The 19,877-nt window shown below is 73.8% G+C and carries 18 protein-coding genes; 11 read left to right on the plus strand and 7 right to left on the minus strand.

What is annotated here, in order from left to right; all coding sequences use genetic code 11:
* Positions 1-7: 7 nt before the first annotated feature.
* A complete protein-coding gene (gene gcvP / locus BMW99_RS10980) occupies positions 8-2,896 on the plus strand; it encodes an aminomethyl-transferring glycine dehydrogenase (protein WP_069465406.1) in 2,889 nt (962 codons plus the stop codon).
* Positions 2,897-3,018: 122 nt separating this feature from the next.
* Here gcvP and BMW99_RS10985 read toward each other — a convergent pair whose 3' ends face one another.
* Entirely contained in the window at positions 3,019-3,225 is a 207-nt protein-coding gene (locus tag BMW99_RS10985) for a DUF5999 family protein (protein ID WP_069465405.1), read from the minus strand.
* Positions 3,226-3,492: 267 nt separating this feature from the next.
* A complete protein-coding gene (locus BMW99_RS10990) occupies positions 3,493-4,080 on the minus strand; it encodes a hypothetical protein (RefSeq protein WP_069465404.1) in 588 nt (195 codons plus the stop codon).
* A 471-nt stretch (positions 4,081-4,551) separates the two neighbouring features.
* Between BMW99_RS10990 and BMW99_RS10995 the strand changes: the two genes are divergently transcribed.
* Together BMW99_RS10995 and BMW99_RS11000 are read left to right on the plus strand one after the other, a co-directional pair.
* Positions 4,552-6,042: a glutamate--cysteine ligase family protein gene (locus tag BMW99_RS10995; protein ID WP_069465403.1), complete on the plus strand. Its 1,491-nt coding sequence runs from the start codon at positions 4,552-4,554 to the stop codon at positions 6,040-6,042.
* Positions 6,043-6,203: 161 nt separating this feature from the next.
* Positions 6,204-6,989, plus strand: a complete 786-nt coding sequence (locus BMW99_RS11000) for a CPBP family intramembrane glutamic endopeptidase (protein ID WP_069465402.1) — start codon at positions 6,204-6,206, stop codon at positions 6,987-6,989.
* Positions 6,990-7,190: 201 nt separating this feature from the next.
* Here the strand turns inward: BMW99_RS11000 and BMW99_RS11005 are convergent, their stop codons facing one another.
* Both BMW99_RS11005 and BMW99_RS11010 read right to left on the minus strand, forming a co-directional pair.
* A complete protein-coding gene (locus BMW99_RS11005) occupies positions 7,191-8,012 on the minus strand; it encodes a PhzF family phenazine biosynthesis protein (RefSeq protein ID WP_075016714.1) in 822 nt (273 codons plus the stop codon).
* Between the two features lie 79 nt (positions 8,013-8,091).
* On the minus strand, positions 8,092-8,283 hold the full coding sequence (locus BMW99_RS11010; protein WP_069467258.1) for a DUF1059 domain-containing protein: 192 nt from the start codon (positions 8,281-8,283) through the stop codon (positions 8,092-8,094).
* A gap of 253 nt (positions 8,284-8,536) precedes the next feature.
* On the opposite strand from BMW99_RS11010, the gene BMW99_RS11015 reads away from it, so the two are divergent.
* Together BMW99_RS11015 and BMW99_RS11020 are read left to right on the plus strand one after the other, a co-directional pair.
* Positions 8,537-9,571 carry a class I SAM-dependent methyltransferase gene (locus tag BMW99_RS11015; protein WP_069467259.1) on the plus strand — a complete coding sequence of 345 codons (1,035 nt, stop codon included), beginning with the start codon at positions 8,537-8,539 and terminating at the stop codon, positions 9,569-9,571.
* Between the two features lie 75 nt (positions 9,572-9,646).
* A complete protein-coding gene (locus tag BMW99_RS11020) occupies positions 9,647-10,399 on the plus strand; it encodes a helix-turn-helix transcriptional regulator (protein ID WP_069466464.1) in 753 nt (250 codons plus the stop codon).
* 73 nt (positions 10,400-10,472) lie between these two features.
* Here the strand turns inward: BMW99_RS11020 and BMW99_RS11025 are convergent, their stop codons facing one another.
* Positions 10,473-10,889 (minus strand): VOC family protein, encoded by a 417-nt coding sequence (locus BMW99_RS11025; RefSeq protein ID WP_069466466.1) that lies wholly within the window; start codon positions 10,887-10,889, stop codon positions 10,473-10,475.
* 10 nt (positions 10,890-10,899) lie between these two features.
* Positions 10,900-11,274, minus strand: a complete 375-nt coding sequence (locus BMW99_RS11030; protein WP_069466467.1) for a helix-turn-helix transcriptional regulator — start codon at positions 11,272-11,274, stop codon at positions 10,900-10,902.
* A 201-nt stretch (positions 11,275-11,475) separates the two neighbouring features.
* Between BMW99_RS11030 and BMW99_RS11035 the strand changes: the two genes are divergently transcribed.
* A complete protein-coding gene (locus BMW99_RS11035; protein WP_069466463.1) occupies positions 11,476-12,102 on the plus strand; it encodes a PadR family transcriptional regulator in 627 nt (208 codons plus the stop codon).
* 71 nt (positions 12,103-12,173) lie between these two features.
* Here BMW99_RS11035 and BMW99_RS11040 read toward each other — a convergent pair whose 3' ends face one another.
* Entirely contained in the window at positions 12,174-13,202 is a 1,029-nt protein-coding gene (locus BMW99_RS11040) for a LacI family DNA-binding transcriptional regulator (RefSeq protein WP_069466462.1), read from the minus strand.
* 194 nt (positions 13,203-13,396) lie between these two features.
* Between BMW99_RS11040 and BMW99_RS11045 the strand changes: the two genes are divergently transcribed.
* From BMW99_RS11045 to BMW99_RS11065, 5 genes are all read left to right on the plus strand, one after another.
* Positions 13,397-15,682 (plus strand): glycoside hydrolase family 3 N-terminal domain-containing protein, encoded by a 2,286-nt coding sequence (locus BMW99_RS11045; protein ID WP_079138902.1) that lies wholly within the window; start codon positions 13,397-13,399, stop codon positions 15,680-15,682.
* A 121-nt stretch (positions 15,683-15,803) separates the two neighbouring features.
* Positions 15,804-16,514 carry a pyridoxine/pyridoxamine 5'-phosphate oxidase gene (locus BMW99_RS11050; protein ID WP_069466460.1) on the plus strand — a complete coding sequence of 237 codons (711 nt, stop codon included), beginning with the start codon at positions 15,804-15,806 and terminating at the stop codon, positions 16,512-16,514.
* A gap of 108 nt (positions 16,515-16,622) precedes the next feature.
* The gene (locus BMW99_RS11055; RefSeq protein WP_407640283.1) at positions 16,623-17,207 is read left to right on the plus strand and encodes a peptidase; all 585 of its coding nucleotides are present in this window, start codon (positions 16,623-16,625) and stop codon (positions 17,205-17,207) included.
* 12 nt (positions 17,208-17,219) lie between these two features.
* Complete coding sequence (locus BMW99_RS11060) at positions 17,220-18,278, plus strand: EamA family transporter (protein ID WP_069466459.1); 1,059 nt, start codon at positions 17,220-17,222, stop codon at positions 18,276-18,278.
* 484 nt (positions 18,279-18,762) lie between these two features.
* Entirely contained in the window at positions 18,763-19,776 is a 1,014-nt protein-coding gene (locus BMW99_RS11065) for a DMT family transporter (RefSeq protein ID WP_075016715.1), read from the plus strand.
* Positions 19,777-19,877 lie beyond the last annotated feature (101 nt).

A 19,877-nucleotide genomic window follows, 5' to 3' on the forward strand; every position in this document is an offset into this window, starting at 1 on the left:
TCCTCACATGACTGACCGCCGCACCCCCCTCGCCGAGCTGGAAGCCGGCGTGCCGTTCGCGCGCCGCCACATCGGCCCCGACGCCGAGGCGCAGGCCAAGATGCTCGCCCAGGTCGGCTTCGGCTCGCTCGACGAGCTGACGGCCGCGGCCGTGCCGGACACCATCAGGAGCGCCGAGGCGCTCGGCCTGCCCGCCGCCCTCACCGAGGCCGAGGTGGTCGCGGAGCTGCGCGCGCTGGCCGACCGCAACCAGGTGCTCGCGCCGATGATCGGCCTGGGCTACTACGGGACCTTCACCCCGCCGGTGATCCTGCGGAACGTCATGGAGAACCCCTCCTGGTACACGGCCTACACCCCGTACCAGCCGGAGATCTCGCAGGGCCGCCTGGAGGCGCTGCTCAACTTCCAGACCATGGTCGCCGACCTCACCGGGCTGCCGACCTCCGGCGCCTCGCTGCTGGACGAGGGCACCGCGGCCGCCGAGGCGATGGCGCTGTCGCGCCGCGTCGGCAAGGTCAAGGACGGCGTGTTCCTGATCGACGCCGACGCCTTCCCGCAGACCATCGCGGTCATCGAGACCCGCGCCGAGCCCACCGGCGTCGAGGTCGTCGTCGCCGACCTGAGTGACGGCATCCCCGCCGAGGTGGCCGAGCGCGGCGTCTTCGGCGTGCTGCTGCAGTACCCGGGTGCCTCCGGCGCCGTCCGCGACCTGCGCCCGGTCATCGAGCAGGCGCACGGCATCGGCGCGGTCGTCACCGTCGCCGCCGACCTCCTGGCGCTGACCCTGCTCACCTCGCCCGGCGCCCTCGGCGCCGACATCGCCGTCGGCACCACCCAGCGCTTCGGCGTGCCCATGGGCTTCGGCGGCCCGCACGCCGGCTACATGGCCGTTCGCGACGCCTACGCCCGCAACCTGCCCGGCCGTCTCGTCGGCGTCTCGGTGGACGCGGACGGCGACAAGGCGTACCGCCTGGCCCTGCAGACCCGCGAGCAGCACATCCGCCGCGAGAAGGCCACCAGCAACATCTGCACCGCGCAGGTGCTCCTCGCCGTCATGGCGGGCATGTACGCGGTCTACCACGGCCCCGACGGCCTGGCCTCGATCGCCCGCCGCACGCACCGCTACACCGCGCTGCTGGCCGCAGCCCTGCGCTCCGCGGGCCTGGAGACCGAGCACGCCGGGTTCTTCGACACCCTCACCGTGCGGGTGCCGGACCGGGCCGCCGAGGTCGTCGAGGCCGCCCGCGCGGCCGGCGTCAACCTGCGGCTGACGGACGCCGACCGCGTCGGTGTCGCCTGCGACGAGACCACCAACCGCGCGCAGCTCGCCTCGGTGCTCGCCGCCTTCGGCGCGCCCGCCGCCGACCTGGACGCCCTCGACGCGGCGACCGGGGACGCGCTGCCGGCCGCGCTGGCCCGCACCGAGCCATACCTGACCCACCCGGTCTTCCACCAGCACCGCAGCGAGACCGCGATGCTGCGCTACCTGCGCCGGCTGGCCGACCGCGACTACGCGCTGGACCGCGGCATGATCCCGCTGGGCTCCTGCACGATGAAGCTCAACGCCACCACCGAGATGGAGCCGGTGACCTGGCCCGAGTTCGGCGCGCTGCACCCCTTCGCGCCCGCCGAGCAGGCCGCCGGCTACCTGGAGCTCATCCACGGCCTGGAGGACCAGCTCGCCGAGGTCACCGGCTACGACAAGGTCAGCCTGCAGCCCAACGCCGGCTCGCAGGGCGAGCTGGCCGGCCTGCTCGCGGTCCGCGCCTACCACCGTGCCAACGGCGACACCGGCCGCACCGTCTGCCTCATCCCGTCCTCCGCGCACGGCACCAACGCAGCCAGCGCCGTGATGGCCGGCATGAAGGTCGTCGTCGTGCGGACCGGCGAGAACGGCGACGTGGACGTCGACGACCTGCACGCCAAGATCGACCAGCACCGCGACACCCTCGCCGTGCTCATGGTGACCTACCCCTCCACGCACGGCGTGTTCGAGGACAACATCACCGACATCTGCGCGGCCGTGCACGACGCCGGCGGCCAGGTGTACGTCGACGGCGCCAACCTCAACGCGCTGGTGGGTCTGGCCCGCCCCGGCCGGTTCGGCGCGGACGTGTCGCACCTGAACCTGCACAAGACGTTCTGCATCCCGCACGGCGGCGGCGGCCCGGGCGTCGGCCCGGTCGCGGTCCGCGCCCACCTCGCGCCGTACCTGCCGAACCACCCGCTGCAGCCCACCGCGGGTCCGGAGACGGGCGTGGGGCCGGTCTCGGCGGCTCCCTGGGGCTCCGCGGGCATACTGCCGATCTCCTGGACCTATGTGCGCCTCATGGGCGCCGAGGGGCTCAAGCAGGCCACGCAGATGGCCGTGCTCGGCGCCAACTACGTCGCCAAGCGCCTCGAGCCGCACTTCCCGGTGCTCTACACCGGCCCCGGCGGCCTGGTCGCGCACGAGTGCATCATCGACCTGCGCCCGCTGAGCAAGGACACGGGCGTCAGCGTCGACGACATCGCCAAGCGGCTCATCGACTACGGCTTCCACGCCCCGACCATGTCGTTCCCGGTCGCCGGCACCCTGATGATCGAGCCCACGGAGTCCGAGGACCTCGCGGAGCTGGACCGCTTCTGCGACGCGATGATCGCCATCCGCGGCGAGATCGACCGGGTAGTGGCCGGCGAGTGGCCCGCGGACGACAACCCGCTGCACAACGCGCCGCACACCGCGGCGGCCCTCGGCGGCGAGTGGACGCACGCCTACAGCCGGCAGGAGGCCGTGTTCCCGGCCGGTGTGTCGGCGGCGGACAAGTACTGGCCGCCGGTGCGGCGCATCGACGGCGCCTTCGGCGACCGGAACCTGGTGTGCTCCTGCCCGCCCCTGGACGCCTACGGCGACTGAGGCGCGTCCCGGGCCGCCGGCGGCCGCCCGCCGCCGGGCATGGCAGAGCCGGTTCCTCCAGGAGCGGGGAACCGGCTCGGGTGTGCGACCGCGCTGCGTGCGCGGGGGGAGGCCCGGGGGCCTCAGGCCGCCTTGGTGATCCGGCCGCTGTCCAGCGGGCGGTGCGGCGCGATGATCCGGCCGTCGGGGAGCAGCTCCCCGGTGTCGTCGAAGAGCAGTACTCCGTTGCACAACAGGCTCCAGCCCTGCTCGGGGTGGTGGGCCACGGTGCGGGCCGCCTCCCGGTCGGAGCAGTCGGCGGCGGGGCACTGCGGTTGGTGCTGGCACATGGTCGTCGGTGTCTTTTCGTGTGAGTGGTGAGTGGTGCGTTCGGTCGCGCTGCCTGCCTCGTTCACGTCCGTCCCCCCGATCGTGCGCGGCGGTCCCAGTGTTGTCCTGCCGGGGTGATTCCGCAGGGATTTCCCCGAGCCGGTCCTCATTGGAGGATGACGCGTCACTCGCGCGGGCGGTTGCGCGCCGCCACGCGGTACTGTGCCCCCTCGCCGGATCGGCGAGGGGGCACAGTACCGCGTTCGGGGGCGCGGGCCCCGCGCCGGTCAGGCCGGAGAGCCGGCCAGCGGCGGCGGTGCCAGCCGTACGTTGAGTACCGGCGCCAGCTCCACCAGGCGGTACACCCGGTGGGAGGCGATCCCGGGCGGTGCCGGCGCCAGCGGGATGAGCAGGTCCGCGGGGTCGGGCTGGGCGGTGGCCGCGTCGGCGCGCGGCACCGCGTGCAGCCACAGCGCCAGCATGTACAGGCCGGGCACCGACAGCAGGTGCGGCTGGTACGTGGCCGGCAGGGCGTCCGCCTGCCGCAGCGCCCGCTCCGTGGACACCAGGTACGGGCCCTCGGAGAAGCGTGAGAACACCCATCCGTCCGGTGTCGCCACCGTCTCGCCCGCCGCGGCGACCCGCGCCCCCACCCGGATATGGAACCGCCAGCCGGTCAGCCGCGCCTGGGGAAGGGCACCGGGAACCGATGCCGGTTCGAACACATGGACAGGCAGCGGGTGTTCGGCGTCCAGCGGCCCCTCCGCGGTACGCAGGGCCGGGGTACGCGCCTCCAGGACCGCGGTGGGCGAACTGAGCGCCGCGAGGACGCTCAGGAGGGCAGGAGCGGGTGCAGGGGGGACAAGCAGCGGCATGATGTCGCCTCTCACTCTGGAGACACAACGGGAGACACAGGTGGTGCGGGGTGGGGATGCGGACGGCGCCGTGGGTCCTGGGGGGATGTCCGGCACGGGCACGTCCGGCGAGGGCGGAGTCTTTGCCTTGTGCGCGGAGTTTATACGACGCGTGTTCGCTCCGTGTTTCGTCTAGTCGCTGCCAGTATTACGCGCAAGGCGAGAATTCGCCTTCTTTGACAGGCGGCTCCCCGGCATTCCCGCAGGGTATGGGGCGACCGGTGCATTTTTCTGCCTGTCACGGTCGGCCGGAACCCGTCGGTCGATTTCGACGGGGTTTACGCAGGTCTCCCGCGCCTGAATGTGCCGCTGTCAGGTGCCGCGTGGTGCTGCACAGAGCAAGCGTAGCGTGCAGGACCGATCGGGTGTGGCGTTATCGATCATTTGGGTGGGCATCCTCCGTGGGGGACCGCTAGCGGGAGGGAAGCTCCGATGGGGGAGAAGGTCGTGGCCGGTGCGTTCGACCTGGCCGACCGCCGGATGTACCGGCGCAAGCTGCAGCAGTGTCTGCTGGGGCTGGAGCGGCTGTTGGACGAACGGCGATTCGAACGGCCACGCAATCTCATGGGCCTGGAGATCGAATTGAATCTCGCCGATTCCGCCGGGCTGCCCCGCATGATGAACGAAGAGGTGCTGGAGCGCATCGCGAGCCACGATTTCCAGACCGAGCTGGCACAGTTCAATATTGAAGTGAACATCGCGCCCCACCCGCTATCGGGCCGGGTCCTCGACCGGCTGGCGGAGGAACTGCGTACCGGTCTGGGCTACGCCGACCGGATGGCGCGTGAAGTGGGTGCACACATCGTGATGGTGGGAATTCTGCCGACTCTTGAGGCGCAGGACCTCGTCTCGGCGAACCTGTCCAGGGCCGACCGGTACACCCTGCTCAACGACCGCATCCTGGCTATGCGGGGCGAGGACATCACCGTCGACATCGAAGGTGTCGAGCACCTCGTCTACACCTCCTCGTCCATCGCGCCCGAGGCCGCCTGCACCTCCACCCAGCTGCACCTGCAGGTCACGCCGGGCCGCTTCGCCGCCGTGTGGAACGCCGCACAGGCGGTGTCCGGCCCGCAGATCGCCGCCGCGGCCAACTCCCCGTTCCTGTTCGGCCGCGAGCTGTGGCGCGAGACGCGGCCGCTGCTGTTCCAGCAGGCGACCGACACCCGCCCGTTGGAGCTGCGGGCCCAGGGCGTGCGGCCGCTCACCTGGTTCGGGGAGCGGTGGATCGACTCGGTGTCCGACCTCTTCGAGGAGAACGTGCGCTACTTCCCCTCGCTGCTGCCGATCTGCGACGAGGAGGACCCGCTGAAGGTGCTCGACGACGGCGGCATCCCGCGGCTGCGCGAGCTGACCCTGCACAACGGGACCATCTACCGCTGGAACCGGCCGGTCTACCAGGTCGTCGACGGGGTGCCGCACCTGCGGGTGGAGAACCGCGTGCTGCCCGCCGGGCCGACCGTCGCCGACGTCCTGGCCAACGCCGCGTTCTACTACGGCCTGGTGCGGGCCCTGGCCGAGGCGCCCCGCCCGCTGTGGCAGCGCATGCCGTTCGACGCCGCCGCGGCCAACTTCGACGCGGCCTGCCGGGACGGCATCGGCGCCGTGCTGCACTGGCCGCGCGGGCGCGGCAGCGCGCTCGCCGAGGTGCCGGCCGCCGACCTGATCCGCGACGAGCTGCTGCCGCTGGCCGCCGCGGGCCTGGACGCCTGGGGCATCGACCCGGTGGACCGCGACCGCTACCTGGGCATCATCGAGGAGCGGTGCCGGCGCCGTACCAACGGCGCCGAGTGGCAGGCCGAGGTCTTCCACCGCCTGCTGGAGCGCGGCGCCGACCGCCGGACCGCCCTGGCCACCATGACCCAGCGCTACCGCGACCTGACGGAGGCGGGAGAGCCGGTCCACACCTGGCCCACCGGCTGAACCGCCCTCCCGTGTCACCGTCCCCGCGCCGCTCCCGGCCCGACGGCACCGCCTGAGGTGGGGGGTGGCTCCGCCCGGCGGAGCGGGATCTTCGTATCTTTTGCGGAGACCCTTTTCGCGTGCGGACGGCGCGCAGGCGGGACGACGACACTGGAGGGCCCGTGCACGCTGAGTCATACGAGCTGGAGACGCGGCTGGAACCGCGGACGCTGCGCAGCGAGACGCTGATCGTGCTCGGCCTGTCGCTGGGCGCCAGCGGGGTCTCCGCGCTCATCAGCTTCATCGGCTCGGTGACCCGCCCCGGCGCGCTGAAGAACCAGTCGGCCACCCTCGTCAGCTCCGCGGCCCCGGGCCGTCCCTGGCTCGACCTCGCCTGGCAGCTCTTCGGCATCGCCAGCGCCCTGGTGCCGGTGGCGCTGGTGGCCCACCTGCTGGCCCGCGAGCGCGTCGGGATGCCGGTGATGGGCTTCGACCGGACCCAGCCGCGCCGCGACCTGCTGCGCGGCACGGTCGTCGCGGCCGTCATCGGCGGGATCGGGCTGGCCTTCTACCTCGGCGTGCGGGCGGCCGGCTTCAACCTGACCGTCGTGCCGGAGTCACTGCCGAACGTGTGGTGGAAGATCCCCGTGCTGGTGCTGTCCGCCGTGCAGAACGCCGTGCTCGAGGAGACCATCGTCGTCGGCTACCTGCTGCGCAGGCTGGGGCAGTTGGGCTGGACGCCGGCCGGCGCGCTGGCCGCCAGCGCGGTGCTCCGCGGCTCGTACCACCTCTACCAGGGGCTCGGCGGCTTCTTCGGGAACATGGCGATGGGTGTGGTCTTCGTCCTGCTGTACCGGCGCTGGGGCCGGGTGGGTCCCCTGGTCGCCGCGCACTCGCTCATCGACACGGTGGCCTTCGTCGGCTACGCGCTGCTGGCCGGGAAGGTCGGCTGGCTGCCCACGGGCTGAGCCGCGCCCGGGCGCCTGCCTGACACATCCCGCCTGCCCCGCGGGGCCTGGCGCGCACGCTGTCCCCCCGCCTGGCGGCCGGGAGGTGCCCCCACCTTCCGCCTGGCGATCGCACCACCAGGCCCCCCGGGCCTCGCCCTGCGGGCGGATGGCGCTGTGTGTCGGACAGCCCCGGGCGCCGGGTGCGGGCGGTGCTGCCGGTCAGGGCACCGCGTGCAGCTCGCCGTCCACGACGGTGACCGCGGAGCCCGTCAGCAGCACGCGGTCGCCGAGCAGGCGGGTGGCGACCAGCCCGGACCGCGCCGACGCCTGGAGGCCGGTCAGCACGTCGCTCCCCAGCCGCGCGGACCAGAACGGGGCCAGCGCGGTGTGGGCGCTGCCGGTGACCGGGTCCTCGTCGATGCCTACGGCGGGGAAGAAGCCGCGCGAGACGAAGTCGTAGCCGCGGCTCCGGTCGTCCGCCGCCGCCGTGGCGATGATCCCGCGCTCCGAGAGCCGGGCCAGCGCCGCGAAGTCCGGGGTCAGCGCGCGCACCGTCGCCTCGTCGGCGACCTCGACGAGCAGGTCGCCGCAGTCGGGTCCGGTGTCGAGCACGCGCAGGGGCTGCGCGCCGAGTGCCGTGGCGAGGCCGTCGGGGGCGGTGGTGGGAGTCAGCGGGGCGGCGGGGAAGTCCAGGGTGATCGTGCCGTCACCGCCGGTCTCCGCGGACAGCACGCCGGCCCGGGTGCGGAAGCGGATCGTGCCGCCGTCGGCTCCCGTGGTCCGCAGCACGTGGGCGGTGGCCAGGGTGGCGTGGCCGCACAGGCCGACCTCGGTCACCGGGGTGAACCAGCGCAACGCCCACCCGGCGTCCGGTGCGCCGGTCAGGGGGTGGGCGAAGGCGGTCTCGGAGAGGTTCATCTCCGCCGCCACCTGCTGCATCCACGCCTCGGGCGGGAACTCGTCCGAGCCGACCAGAAGCACCCCCGCGGGGTTGCCGCCGAAGGGCCGGTCGGTGAACGCGTCGACGATTCTGATCCGCATGCGGCGACTCTAGGGGCTGGGAACGGCCGTCGCCGCCCGTTCGCGGGCGGCGACGTGGGGAAGATCCCTTGCCCGTGGTTCAGGCGTGCTGCGGGACCTCGTCCTTGAGCGTGGCCCTGATCTGCTCGCGCAGTTCCGGCCCGTCGGTGTGGCCGTGCACGGACACCGCGTGCTCGCTGGCGGCACGCATCACCTCGTCCTCCTCACCGGCGATGGTGAGGCTGCAGTTCGACTCGCTGGGGTATTCACGGCAGTCGGCGACTTTGCGCATGACGCACCTCCTCCTTGCCCTCGAGTCTAGGCCGACGAGTCCGCCCGCACCTGTGCAGAGCATCGTCGATCGTGACGAAAGCCCTCTGGTACGGACAAGTCCGTATTGTGCGGCGGTCGCGGCCTCTGCTGGAGTGGAGGACGAGGAGGTGGGCGTCATGACCGCCACCGCAGGAAACGGGCAGGGCGCGGCAGCCGCGGACCAGGACGCGCGGCGGGGAGCGCAGGCCCAACAGCCCACGGAAGAACAGGTGATGGAGTTCCTGGAACAGGTCATCACCGACGGCGCCGCCGCGATGGCCGGCCTGTGCACGTCGCTCGGCGACCGCCTGGGTCTGTACACGGCGATGGCCGGGGCGGGACCGCTGACCTCCGCCCAACTCGCCGACCGCACCGGCCTGTCCGAGCGGTACGTCCGCGAGTGGCTCGCCGCCCAGGTCGCCGGCTCCTACGTCGACCACGACCACGCGAACGACACGTACGAACTCCCCCCGGCGCACGCGGCGGTGCTGGCCGACCCCGACGTCCCGACGTACGCGGCGGGCATGTTCACCATGCTCCAGGCCCTCTACGGCACGGAGGACGTGCTGATGGACGCCTTCCGCACCGGTGAGGGCGTGGGCTGGGGCGAGCACGCCCCGGCCCTGTTCGAGGGCACCGCGAAGTTCTTCCGGCCCGGCTACGCGGCCTCGCTCGTCCCCGAGTGGCTGGCATCGATGGACGGTGTGGTCGAGAAGCTGCGCGGCGGCGCCAAGGTCGCCGACGTCGGCTGCGGCTTCGGGCACTCGACGATGCTGATGGCGAAGGCGTTCCCGCGCTCGCACTTCCACGGCTTCGACTTCCACCGCCCCTCGATCGAGGCGGCCCGCGGTCTCGCCGCCGAGCAGGGCGTCAGCGACCGCGTCGAGTTCGACGTGGCCACGGCCCAGGACTTCCCCGGCGACGGCTTCGACCTGATCACCTTCTTCGACTGCCTGCACGACATGAGCGACCCCGGCGCCGCCCTGCGGCAGGCCGAGCACGCGCTGGCCGACGGCGGGCAGTGCATGCTCGTCGAGCCGAACGCCTCCGCGGACGTGGAGGAGAACGTGCACCCCATCGGCCGCGGCCTGACCTCGGCCTCGGTGGCGGTCTGCCTGCCGTCCGCACTCGCCCAGCACGGCCCGCAGGCGCTGGGCAACCACGCGGGCGAGGAGCCGATGCGGCGGATCGCCGACTCGGCCGGTCTGCACCACTGGACGCTGACCGCCGAGAGCCCGGTCAACCGCGTCTACGCGCTGGCCCGCTGAGCGCCGCGGCGCCGGCGGCCACCACGCGCCCGGTCCCGCCTTGACCGGGCCCTGCCCGCTGGTCACGCTGGAGGTATGACCACGGCCGGGGAGGCCGCGCTGCGGCGGGTGCTCGCCGTCTTCGACCTCCTGATCGACGCGGTCGACGAGGACACGCTGGTCCCGGCGCTCCTCCCGCTGCTGCTGCGCGCCGTTCCGGGCGACAGCATCGTCTGGGCGCCGCACCCGGTCCGCGCCGGCCCGGTGAGCCTGCCCGCGGACCTCCTCGACGCCCCGCTGCTGGCCGCGTTCGAGCGCGGCGCCGGCGCCGACCCGCTGGTCGCCCACACCACCAGGGGCCCCGGTTTCCCTGTGCGCCGCTCCGACCTGCAGAGCCGCGCCGACGTCACGGCGATGGCCGTCTACGACGAGGTGTACCGGCCGCTGGGCGCCGAGCACCAGCTGGCGATGTCGTTCCCGGGCGGCCGCAGCGGAGGGGTGCCGCGCACGGTGTGCCTGGCCGTCAGCCGGCGGCACGGGGACTTCACCGACGCGGACCTGGCGACCGCGGCGATGCTGCGCGACCGGCTCGGCCGGGCGATGGGCCGGCTGGCGCACGCGTCCGGGCCGGCGGACGCGCGGTCCGCCCCCGCCGGGGTCCGCGCGCTGGTGACCCGGCGCGAGGCGGCGGTGCTGACCCTGCTGGCGCACGGTCTCACCAACGAGCAGATCGCGCACCGCCTGGCGATCTCCCCGCGCACCGTCGACAAGCACCTGGAGCACGCGTACCCGAAGCTGCGGGTGTGCGGCCGGGTCGAGGCGGCGAACCTGTGGCGGGCCGGCGCCTGACGGGCGGGCCCGCGACGGACCGGCGCCTGACGGAACGGGCCCACGTCGGACCGGGAAGCGCCAGGTGCGGTGCCTACCGGGCGCGCGGCTGGTGGAAGCGCACCTGGTTCCCCGCGGGGTCGCGGAACGCGCAGTCGCGGACGCCCCACATCTGGTCCATCGGTTCCTGCATCACCTCCGCGCCGGCGGCGCGGACCCTCTCGAACGTCGCGTCGACGTCGTCGGTCCTGAAGATGACGCCGCGCAGCAGGCCCTTGGCGAGCAGATCGGCGGCGGCCTCGCGGTCGGCCTCGGGGGCGTTGGGATCGGCGACCGACGGTTCGAGCACGATCTCCACGCCGGGCTGGGAGGGGGAGCCGACGGTCACCCACCGCATCCCCCCGAACCCGACGTCGTTGCGGACCTCCAGTCCGAGGGTGTCGCGGTAGAAGGCGACGGCCTGGTCGTGGTCGTCGACGGCGATGAAGCACTGAGCAAGCGAGATGTCCATGCCCCTCACGCTACGAAGCGCCGGACGGCCTGGCTTCTCCGTTCCTGACCGGCCTGGTGTGGATCTTGGCGATGCAGGCCGGGACGGCCGCGCCCTCGCTGTGGTCGCGGGCCCGGTAGGCGCTCGGGGTCTCGCCGACCAGCTCGGTGAAGCGCGAGCTGAACGACCCGAGCGAGGTGCACCCGACCGCCATGCACACCTCGGTGACGCTCTGGTCGCCGCGCCGCAGCAGCGCCTTCGCGCGCTCGATCCTGCGCGTCATGAGGTAGCTGTACGGCGTCTCGCCGAAGGCCGCGCGGAAGCTGCGCTGGAAGTGGCCGGGCGACATCAGGGCGAACCGCGCCAGTGCCGGCACGTCCAGGGGCTCCGCGTAGTCGCGGTCCATCAGATCGCGGGCCCGGCGCAGGCGCACGAGATCGGAGAGGTCCTGCTGCACACCGGCCACCGTACCCGGATTCCGGCGGACCGCGGGTTCGCGCAGGCCAGGAGGGATGCCCCGGCCGGCCGCCGAGGGGTGTTGCCTTCCGACAGGTTCCGATATATCGTTGACGTGTCGCGAACGATCAACGATGGAAGGAGCGACATCATGCGTACCCAAGGACATGAACACGATCACCACCACGGGCACTGCGGCCCCGGCCATCACGGGTGGGGCGAGCGCGAGGCCCGCAGGGCGGCCTTCGGGCCGTTCGGACCTCCCTTCGGCGGCGGGCCCTTCGGCCCGGGAGGCCGGGGCAGGGGCGGGCACCGCGGCGGCGGCAGGGCGAGGCGCGGCGACGTCCGCGCGTCGATCCTGGCGCTGCTCAAGGACCGGCCGATGCACGGCTACGAGATGATCCAGGAGATCGCCGAACGCAGCGGCGGCGCGTGGAAGCCGAGCCCCGGCTCGGTCTACCCGACGCTTCAGCTGCTGGAGGACGAGGGCCTGATCACCAGCGCGAGCGAGGGCGGCAAGAAGCTGTTCACGCTCACCGAGGCCGGCCGCACCGAGGCCGACTCCGGTCCCGAGGCCCCGTGGGAGGAGCCCGGCCGCGGCGTCGACTGGGACGCCCTCAACGAGATAAGGAAGGCCGGCGGCGGACTCGTCGAGGCGTTCCGCCAGGTGTGGGCCACCGGCACGCCCGAGCAGCGCGACAAGGCGCTGGTCGTGGTGAACGAGGCCCGCAAGCGGCTGTACCTCATCCTCGCGGACGAGGACACCGAGCAGGACTGACCCGTGAACGGCCCGCGGTGCGGCACGGCCGTCCCGCGGGCCCCGCAGACCGGTCGAGCCGGTCCGGAGCGCTACGCCCCGGACCGGCTCGATCCGCGTATCACCAGCCTGGTGGGCACGATCCGCGCCTGCGCCGGCTGCGCGCCCGCGCCCGGCTCCGCGTCCAGCAGCCCGCGCAGCGCCGCGACCGCGGCCTCGCCCAGGGCCCGCTGGTCCTGCGCAACGGTGGTGAGCGCGGGCCGCACCAGGGATGCGGCGTCGATGTCGTCGAAGCCCACCACCGCCAGGTCCCGCGGTACCGCGAGGCCCGCGTCGGCGGCCGCGTGCAGCGCGCCGATGGCCATCTGGTCGCCCGCCGCGAAGATCGCGGTCGGCCGCTCGGCGACCTCCAGCAGCCGGCGCGCCGCCGCCTGCCCGCTGGCCAGGAAAAAGTCCCCCTCGGCCACGTACGCCTCGGGCACGCCGAGCCCCAGCCGGGCGCACGCCCTGCGGTAGCCGGCCAGCCGCTCGGCCGCCGGGGGCAGGTGCAGCGGCCCCGTGATGGTGGCGATCCGCCGGTGCCCGAGCGCGTACAGGTGCTCCACCGCCGCCTCCGCGCCCGCCGCGTTGTCCGAACTGACGCGGACCGTGCGGGGCCCGGTGAACGCGGTGTCGATGCCCGCACACGGCACCGTCGAAGCCGCGAGCAGCCGCAGGAAGCGGTCGTCCGGAGGCGTGGTCAGCACGATCACGCCCTCCAGGTTGTGCCGCCTGACCGCCTGCAGATGCGTGCCCTCGGGGTCCTCGGGGGCGGGCGTGGTCAGCAGCATCAGGTGGTAGTCGGCCTCCGAGAGCGCGGTGCGCACCGCGCTCAACAGGCCCAGCAGGAAGGGGTTGTGGAGTCCCTGCGCCTCCTGACCGCTGTCCCAGACCAGGCCGATGGTGTCCGAGCGGCGCCGCACCAGGGTGCGGGCCGGCTCGTTGGGCGCGTAGCCCAACTCCGTCGCCAGCCGCCGGATCCGCTCGCGGGTGGCCTCGCTGACCTCGGCCCGGTCGTTGAGCGCCCGCGAGACGGTGGCGGTCGAGACACCGCTGCGGCGGGCGAGTTCACGGATGTTCACGAAGTACCCGTTCTGCGTGAGTGGACAGGTGGCCGACCTGCGGGGAGGCGTCGCATCCAGCGTGAACGAAAACACCTCCTGCGTACAGTCTTGACGATCAGTGAGCACGAGGACAGACTGCCGCCCGTTTGGAAACGTTTACGGCACACAGGTCCCGGCCTGCCGGGACCCCTACGCGGAACGGGACTCCTGACATGCCAGCAAAACCACGAAGACTGCGGGCCCAAGGACTGCTCACGCTCGCCACCGCCGCCGCGTGCGTGGCGGCCGTCGCCTCGGTTCCCGCCCAGGCCGGCGACAACCCGACCTACACCAACCCGAACGCGCCGATCGACGTGCGCGTCAACGACCTGCTCCACCGCATGACGCTGGCCGAGAAGATCGGTCAGATGGACCAGATCTCCGTCGTCCGCATGCAGGGCGACTGCCAGTGGAGCGGCGGCGACTTCACCGACTCCTGCATGAAGAGCGTGCTCGTCGACAACGCGGCCGGCTCCGTGCTCTCCGGCGGCGGCGCGGGTCCCGCGGTCAACACGCCCGAGAACTGGGCGAAGATGGTCAACGCGGTGCAGAAGTACGCCGTCACGAACTCGCGGCTGCACATCCCCGTGCTGTACGGCGTGGACGCCGTGCACGGGCACAACAACGTCCTGGGTGCCACGATCTTCCCGCAGGAGATCGGCATGGGCTCGACCTGGGACGCCTCGCTGGCCGGCGCCGCGGGTGCCGCCACCGCCCGAGCGGTCGCCGCCACCGGCATCGACTGGAACTTCGCGCCGGTCACCGACATCGCCCGCGACCAGCGCTGGGGCCGCTACTACGAGACCTACGGCGAGGACCCGCTGCTGTCGGGCACGCTGGCCGCCTCCGCCGTCAAGGGCATCCAGGGCGCCGACGGCGCCAAGAAGGTCGCCGCGACCGTCAAGCACTTCGCCGGCTACGGCGAGCCCGGCAACGGCCACGACCGCGTGCCCGGCGACGTCTCGATCCGCTACCTGCAGGACACCCTGCTGCCGTCGTACAAGCAGGCCATCGACGCCGGCGCGAAGACCGTGATGGTCAACTCCGGTGCCATCAACGGCGTTCCGGCCACCGGCTCGCGCTACCTGCTGACCACCGTGCTGCGCAAGCAGTTCGGCTTCCAGGGCGTCGTCGTCAGCGACTGGCAGGACGTCCGCGCGCTGCAGACCTCCTACCACGTCGCCGCCGACTACCCCGAGGCGATCGCCAAGGCCGTCAACGCGGGCCTGGACATGGCGATGGAGCCCTACGACGCGCAGGGCTGGAGCGACGGCCTGAAGACCGCCGTCGACCGCGGCCTGGTCTCCGTCCAGCGGATCGACCAGTCCGTCGCGCGCATCCTCACGCTCAAGTTCCAGCTCGGGCTCTTCGAACACCCCTACGTGGACGCCTCGAAGGCCGACGCCGCCGTCCTGGGCGCCGACACCACGCTCGCCCGCCAGGCTGCCGACGAGTCCCAGGTGCTGCTGCGCAACGACGGCAACGTGCTGCCCGTCTCCTCGTCCGCCAAGAAGATCGTCGTCGCCGGCTCCTACGCCGACGACATCAACGACCAGCTCGGCGGCTGGACGGTCGGCTGGCAGGGCGTGCCCGACGGTGTGCAGGCGCCCGGCACCACGGTGCTGCAGGGCATCAAGGCCGCCGCGCCGTCCGGCACCCAGGTCGTCCAGGCCAAGACGGCGGACGACGCGGTCGCCCAGGCCAAGGACGCGGACCTGACGGTCGTCGTGGTCGGCGAGAAGGCCGCCGCCGAAGGCGCCGCCGACAGCCCGCGGCCCGAACTCAGCGCCGACCAGCAGGCGTTGGTCAAGTCACTCAAGGCCACCGGCAAGCCGGTCGTCACCGTGGTCATCGCCGGCCGCCCGCTGGTGCTCGGCGACGCCGACGGCACGCAGGGCCTGCTGATGTCGTGGCTGCCCGGCAGCGAGGGCGGCAAGGCCGTGGCCGACGTGCTGTTCGGCGCGGTCAATCCCAGCGGCCGGCTCAGCGCGTCCTGGCCGAAGGACATCGGCAACGAGCCGCTGTACTACCAGCAGCTGCCCGGGACCAACGGCGGCCCCGAGTCCTCGTACGACGCCGCCTACCCGTTCGGCGCGGGACTGTCCTACACCACCTACACCTTCGCCTCGATCAAGGCCGCTTCGGCGACCGCCCGGGCCAAGGACACCATCCACCTGTCGGTCGGCGTGTCCAACTCCGGCTCCCGCGCGGGCGACCTGGTGGTGCCGGTCTACGTCTCGCAGCCGTCCAGCGACGTGCTGTCGCCGTCCCGCAAGCTCGTGGCCTTCGCCCGGGTGCACCTGGACGCCGGGCAGTCCCGCACGGTCGCCCTCGACGTGCCGCCCAGCAGGCTGGCGGTCACCCCGGGCGACATCGACGGCAGCGCACCGCAGGCCGTCGCGAGCGGGGACTACGTCTTCACCGCCGGCACCCAGACCACGACGGTGACGGTGCACTGATCCCGTGCCGGGCCCCGGCCCGGCCGGACACCCACCCGGCGCGCCGGGCCGGAGGCGGAACGTCCCGCCACCGGCCCGGCGCGTGGTGTGTGATGGTCCTCCGGCACCGAAGGGAGGCCCGATGGACGGCGAGGAACCCGGGGACGGCGGCGGCCGCGACACGGCAGCCGACGACGAGGCGCTGCTGGCCCGGATGCGCGCCGCCCCCGTCCTGGCCGGGCCGCTGCCGCGGTTCGCCCCCGAGGACGCCCCGAACACACCGGGACCGCTGTTCGCCCGCTGGCTCGACCGGGCCCTGGCCGAGGGCGTGCCCGAACCGCACGTCGTGACGCTCAGCACCGCGAGCCGCGACGGCGTGCCCAGCGCGCGCGTACTGATGCTGCGCGGCGTCGACACCGCCGACTGCGCCTGCCTGTTCGCCTCCGACGCAGAGAGCCCCAAGGGCCGGGACCTGGCCGCCAACCCCCGCGCGGCGCTGACCTGGTACTGGCCCGCGCACGGCCGGCAGATCCGGATGACCGGAACCGTCGGCACGCTCGGCGAGGACGCGGCCCGGCGCGACTACCTCGGCCGTTCCGCCGCCTCCCGCGCCGCCGGGTTCACCGGCCGGACGAGCCTGCCGCTCAGCGGCCCCGGCGAGTACGACCGCGCCCGGCGAGCCGCACAGGACCTCATCGCCGCGGAACCCGGCCGCGTGCCGGACGGCCACACCCTGTACCGGTTGCGGGCCCAGGAGGCCGAGTTCTTCCAGGCCGACCCCGCGCGCTTCCACCTGCGCGTGCGGTACACGCGCTCCGGGGACGGCTGGACCCGCACCTTGCTGTGGCCATGACTCATCCCCGCGAAGGAGGCGACACGCCCTCCGGCCCTCCTCCGGGGTGGGGAGGGATGGCCCGTTGAGGCGATGTGCCCGGCGGGCGGGCCTGATGGAGTGGAGGCCGTGTACAGCAGCCACGGACCGCCCCTCGACTTCGCCCGGCTCGCCGACGACAGGCGCCTGACGCCCGGCGTGCGCGCGGTGGCGGCCGGTGCGCGGCGCCGGGCGACACGGGACGGCGACCGGCTGGTCGACACCGCCCATCTGCTGCACTCGCTGCTGGAGGGCGACCCTGCCGCGCGCGAGGCGTGCGACGGCGGCACCGGGCGGATGCCGCGGGTGCTCGGCTATCTGGTGCAGCGCAGCATCGGCTACGGGCTGCGGTGGAGCGGCGCCGTGGAGGAGACGGGTGCCGTTCCGGCACTGGTGCCGGTTCCGGTGCCGCTGCCCGGGCCGGTTGCGGTGCCCCGACCGGCCGGGTGCGTGGCCGGGTCCGGCGCGGTGGAGGAGGGCGGCTGGAGCCCGGCCGCCGCGGCGGCGGTGCGCCGGGCCGTGCACCTCGCCCGGCGGCGTGGAAGGACCCGGGCCACGGGGCTCGACCTCTTGGACGCCCTCGCGGCCGACCCCGCGTGCCGGGCGCGCGAGGTGCTGCGTGCGGCCGGACTGGATGTCAGCCGCTACCGGGGTGACGGTCCTGTCGCGAGCTGACATCATGACCCGATGCACGTATCTCAGGGGAGGAGCGGGGGCCTTGGCCTCGCCCTGCTGTCGGCCGTCGCGTTCGGCGGCTCGGGCGTGGCGGCCAAGCCGCTGATCGAGGCGGGGTTCGACCCGCTGCACGTGGTGTGGCTGCGGGTCGCCGGCGCGGCGCTCATCCTGCTGCCCGTCGCCGTCCGGCACCGGGCGCTGCTGCCGCGCAGGCCCGGGCTGCTGCTCGGGTTCGGCCTGCTCGGCGTCGCCGGCTGCCAGGCGCTGTACTTCGTGGCGATCTCCCGGATCCCGGTCGGCGTCGCCATCCTCGTCGAGTACCTCGGCCCGGCGCTGCTGCTCGGCTGGGTGCGGTTCGTCCAGCGCCGCCCCGTGCACCGGGCCGCGGCGGCCGGCGTGCTGCTCGCGGTCGCCGGCATGGCGGGCGTCGTCGAGATCTGGTCCGGCCTCGCCTTCGACGCGCTGGGCCTGCTGTGCGCGTTCGGCGCGGCCTGCTGCCAGGTCGCCTACTTCGTCCTCGCCGACGCGCGTTCCGTGGACGGCGAGACGCCCGACCCCGTCGCTGTCATCGCCCACGGCCTGATCATCGGCACCGTCGTGCTCGCCGCCTTCGCCCGGCCCTGGGAGATCCCCTACTCCGGCCTGTCCCGGCGCGTGGCTCTGGGCACCCACGACGTTCCCGCGGTGCTGCTCATCGCGTGGATCGTGCTCGTCGCCACGGTCGTGGCGTACCTGACCGGAGTGATGGCGGTCCGCCGGCTGAGCCCGCAGGTCGCCGGCGTGGTCGCCTGCATCGAGGCCGTCGTCGGCACGGTCCTCGCGTGGGTGCTGCTCGGCGAGCACCTCGGCACGATCCAGGTCCTCGGCGGCGCCCTCGTCCTGTGCGGGGCGTTCGTCGCCCAGACCTCGGCGTCCGCGGCCACCCCACCCCACGACGACGTGCCGCTCGGTGCGGTGCCGGACCTCGGCTCCCTGCCGGCGTCCACCTCCGCGTCCGCCTCCGCCTCCGCGCCGGCATCGGCATCGGCCCCCGCGTCCGCCGAAGGCGAGGTCGAGGTGGCGGGCGCGTGACGCGCCGACCGGCGCGCGGAGTCGAGCCGGTGGGCGCGCGGGCGGTCCGGCCGCCGCCCCGGGCAGCGCGTGGTCGTGGGGTGCCGCTTGCGTCACGGAGGACCGCGGACCAGCCGCCCGGGTGAGGTGTCCCGCCGTGCCGGGCAGTGCCTCACCGGGTCACCGCCCGCATCGCAGGGGAGCTCCGGCCATCGGGAGCCGGCGACATGAAGTCGCCCGCCGGGGCCGGCCGTTGAGCTCGGCCTGTGCGTGCGTACCGTCCGCACGGCCTCAAGGTGCTGCTGGGGGATAGGGTGACGGCGTGCACTCCACTGTTCTTCCGCCGCCTGCCCGCTGAGCGCGGGCACGCTGCCACCACCGAAGATTCCGCCTGTCCCTGACCGGTCGGCGCACGACGTGCGACGGTCCCGGTCCGGCAGGCGAGTGAGTGCTGCCCGCAGACGGTGACGCCTTCACCCACCCCTTTCCCTGCGGGAGAACTCTCGTGTCCCTCACGCCTGTCCGGGCCGCACTGCCGGCCCGTCGCGCGCTCCTCTTCGTCGTCTTCGCCGCCACCGCCTGGGGCACCGCGGGCGCGGCCGCCGCGCTGCTCTACGACGGCAGCGGCCTCGGCCCGATCGGGCTGACCTTCTGGCGGGCGGCCGGGGGCTTCGTGCTGCTGCTCGGCGCCCGCGCCGCCCGCCGCCCGCGGGCGGCGGCACCCGCCGACCTCGCCGCGACCGCGGTCGACGCACCCCGGCGGCTCCGCGGCGCCGTGCGGATCGTCACCACCGGCGCGGGTCTGACGCTCTTCCAGGTGGCGTACTTCTGCGCGGTGAAGGCCACCGGCCTCGCCGTCGCGACGGTGGTCACGCTCGGCTCGGGGCCGGTGCTGATCGCCGTGACCGCGCGGCTGACGATGGGGGAGCGCCTCGGGCGCGGCGGCGCCTGCGCGGTCGCCGGGGCGCTGGGCGGGCTCGCGGTCCTCGTCCTCGGCGGCGGGAGCGCGGCGGTGCGGCCGGCCGGTGTCGCCCTCGCGGTGCTCTCCGCGGCCGGCTACGGCGCGATCACGCTTCTCACCCGGTGGTACGGCCGCCTGGGGACCGCGGCCGACCCGCTGGACACGTCCCTGTGGTCGTTCGGACTGTGCGCCGTCGTGCTGCTGCCCGCCGCCGCGGCCGAGGGGCTGCTGCCGCAGGCGGCGGATCTCACCCGGACTCTGCTGCTCCTCGGCTACCTGGCATCGGTGCCGACCGCCCTCGCCTACGCCCTGTACTTCGCGGGCGCCGCCGTGCTGCGCGCGGCCACCGTCTCGGTGATCGCCCTGATCGAACCGGTCTCGGCCGCGGCGATCGCGGTCGCCCTGCTCGGCGAACACCTCACGGCCGCCACGCTCGCGGGCACGGTGGTGCTGCTCGCCGCGGTCACGGTGCTGGCCTGGGAGGAGGCGCGCACCCCGGTGCCGGTCCCGGCGGTGGCCATGTCCTCCGAGCCCGTTGCGGAGGGCGGTGCCGCCTGACGTCGGGCGTCCGGCACGTGCGCCGTCCGTGCTCACGGCCGCCACGCGGGTGGGCGGGGTGCGGGCGGTGCGGGCCCTGGGCGGGGCCCGCACTCCGGTGG

The sequence above is a fragment of the Actinacidiphila rubida genome, from assembly GCF_900110255.1.
Taxonomy (GTDB): domain Bacteria; phylum Actinomycetota; class Actinomycetes; order Streptomycetales; family Streptomycetaceae; genus Actinacidiphila; species Actinacidiphila rubida.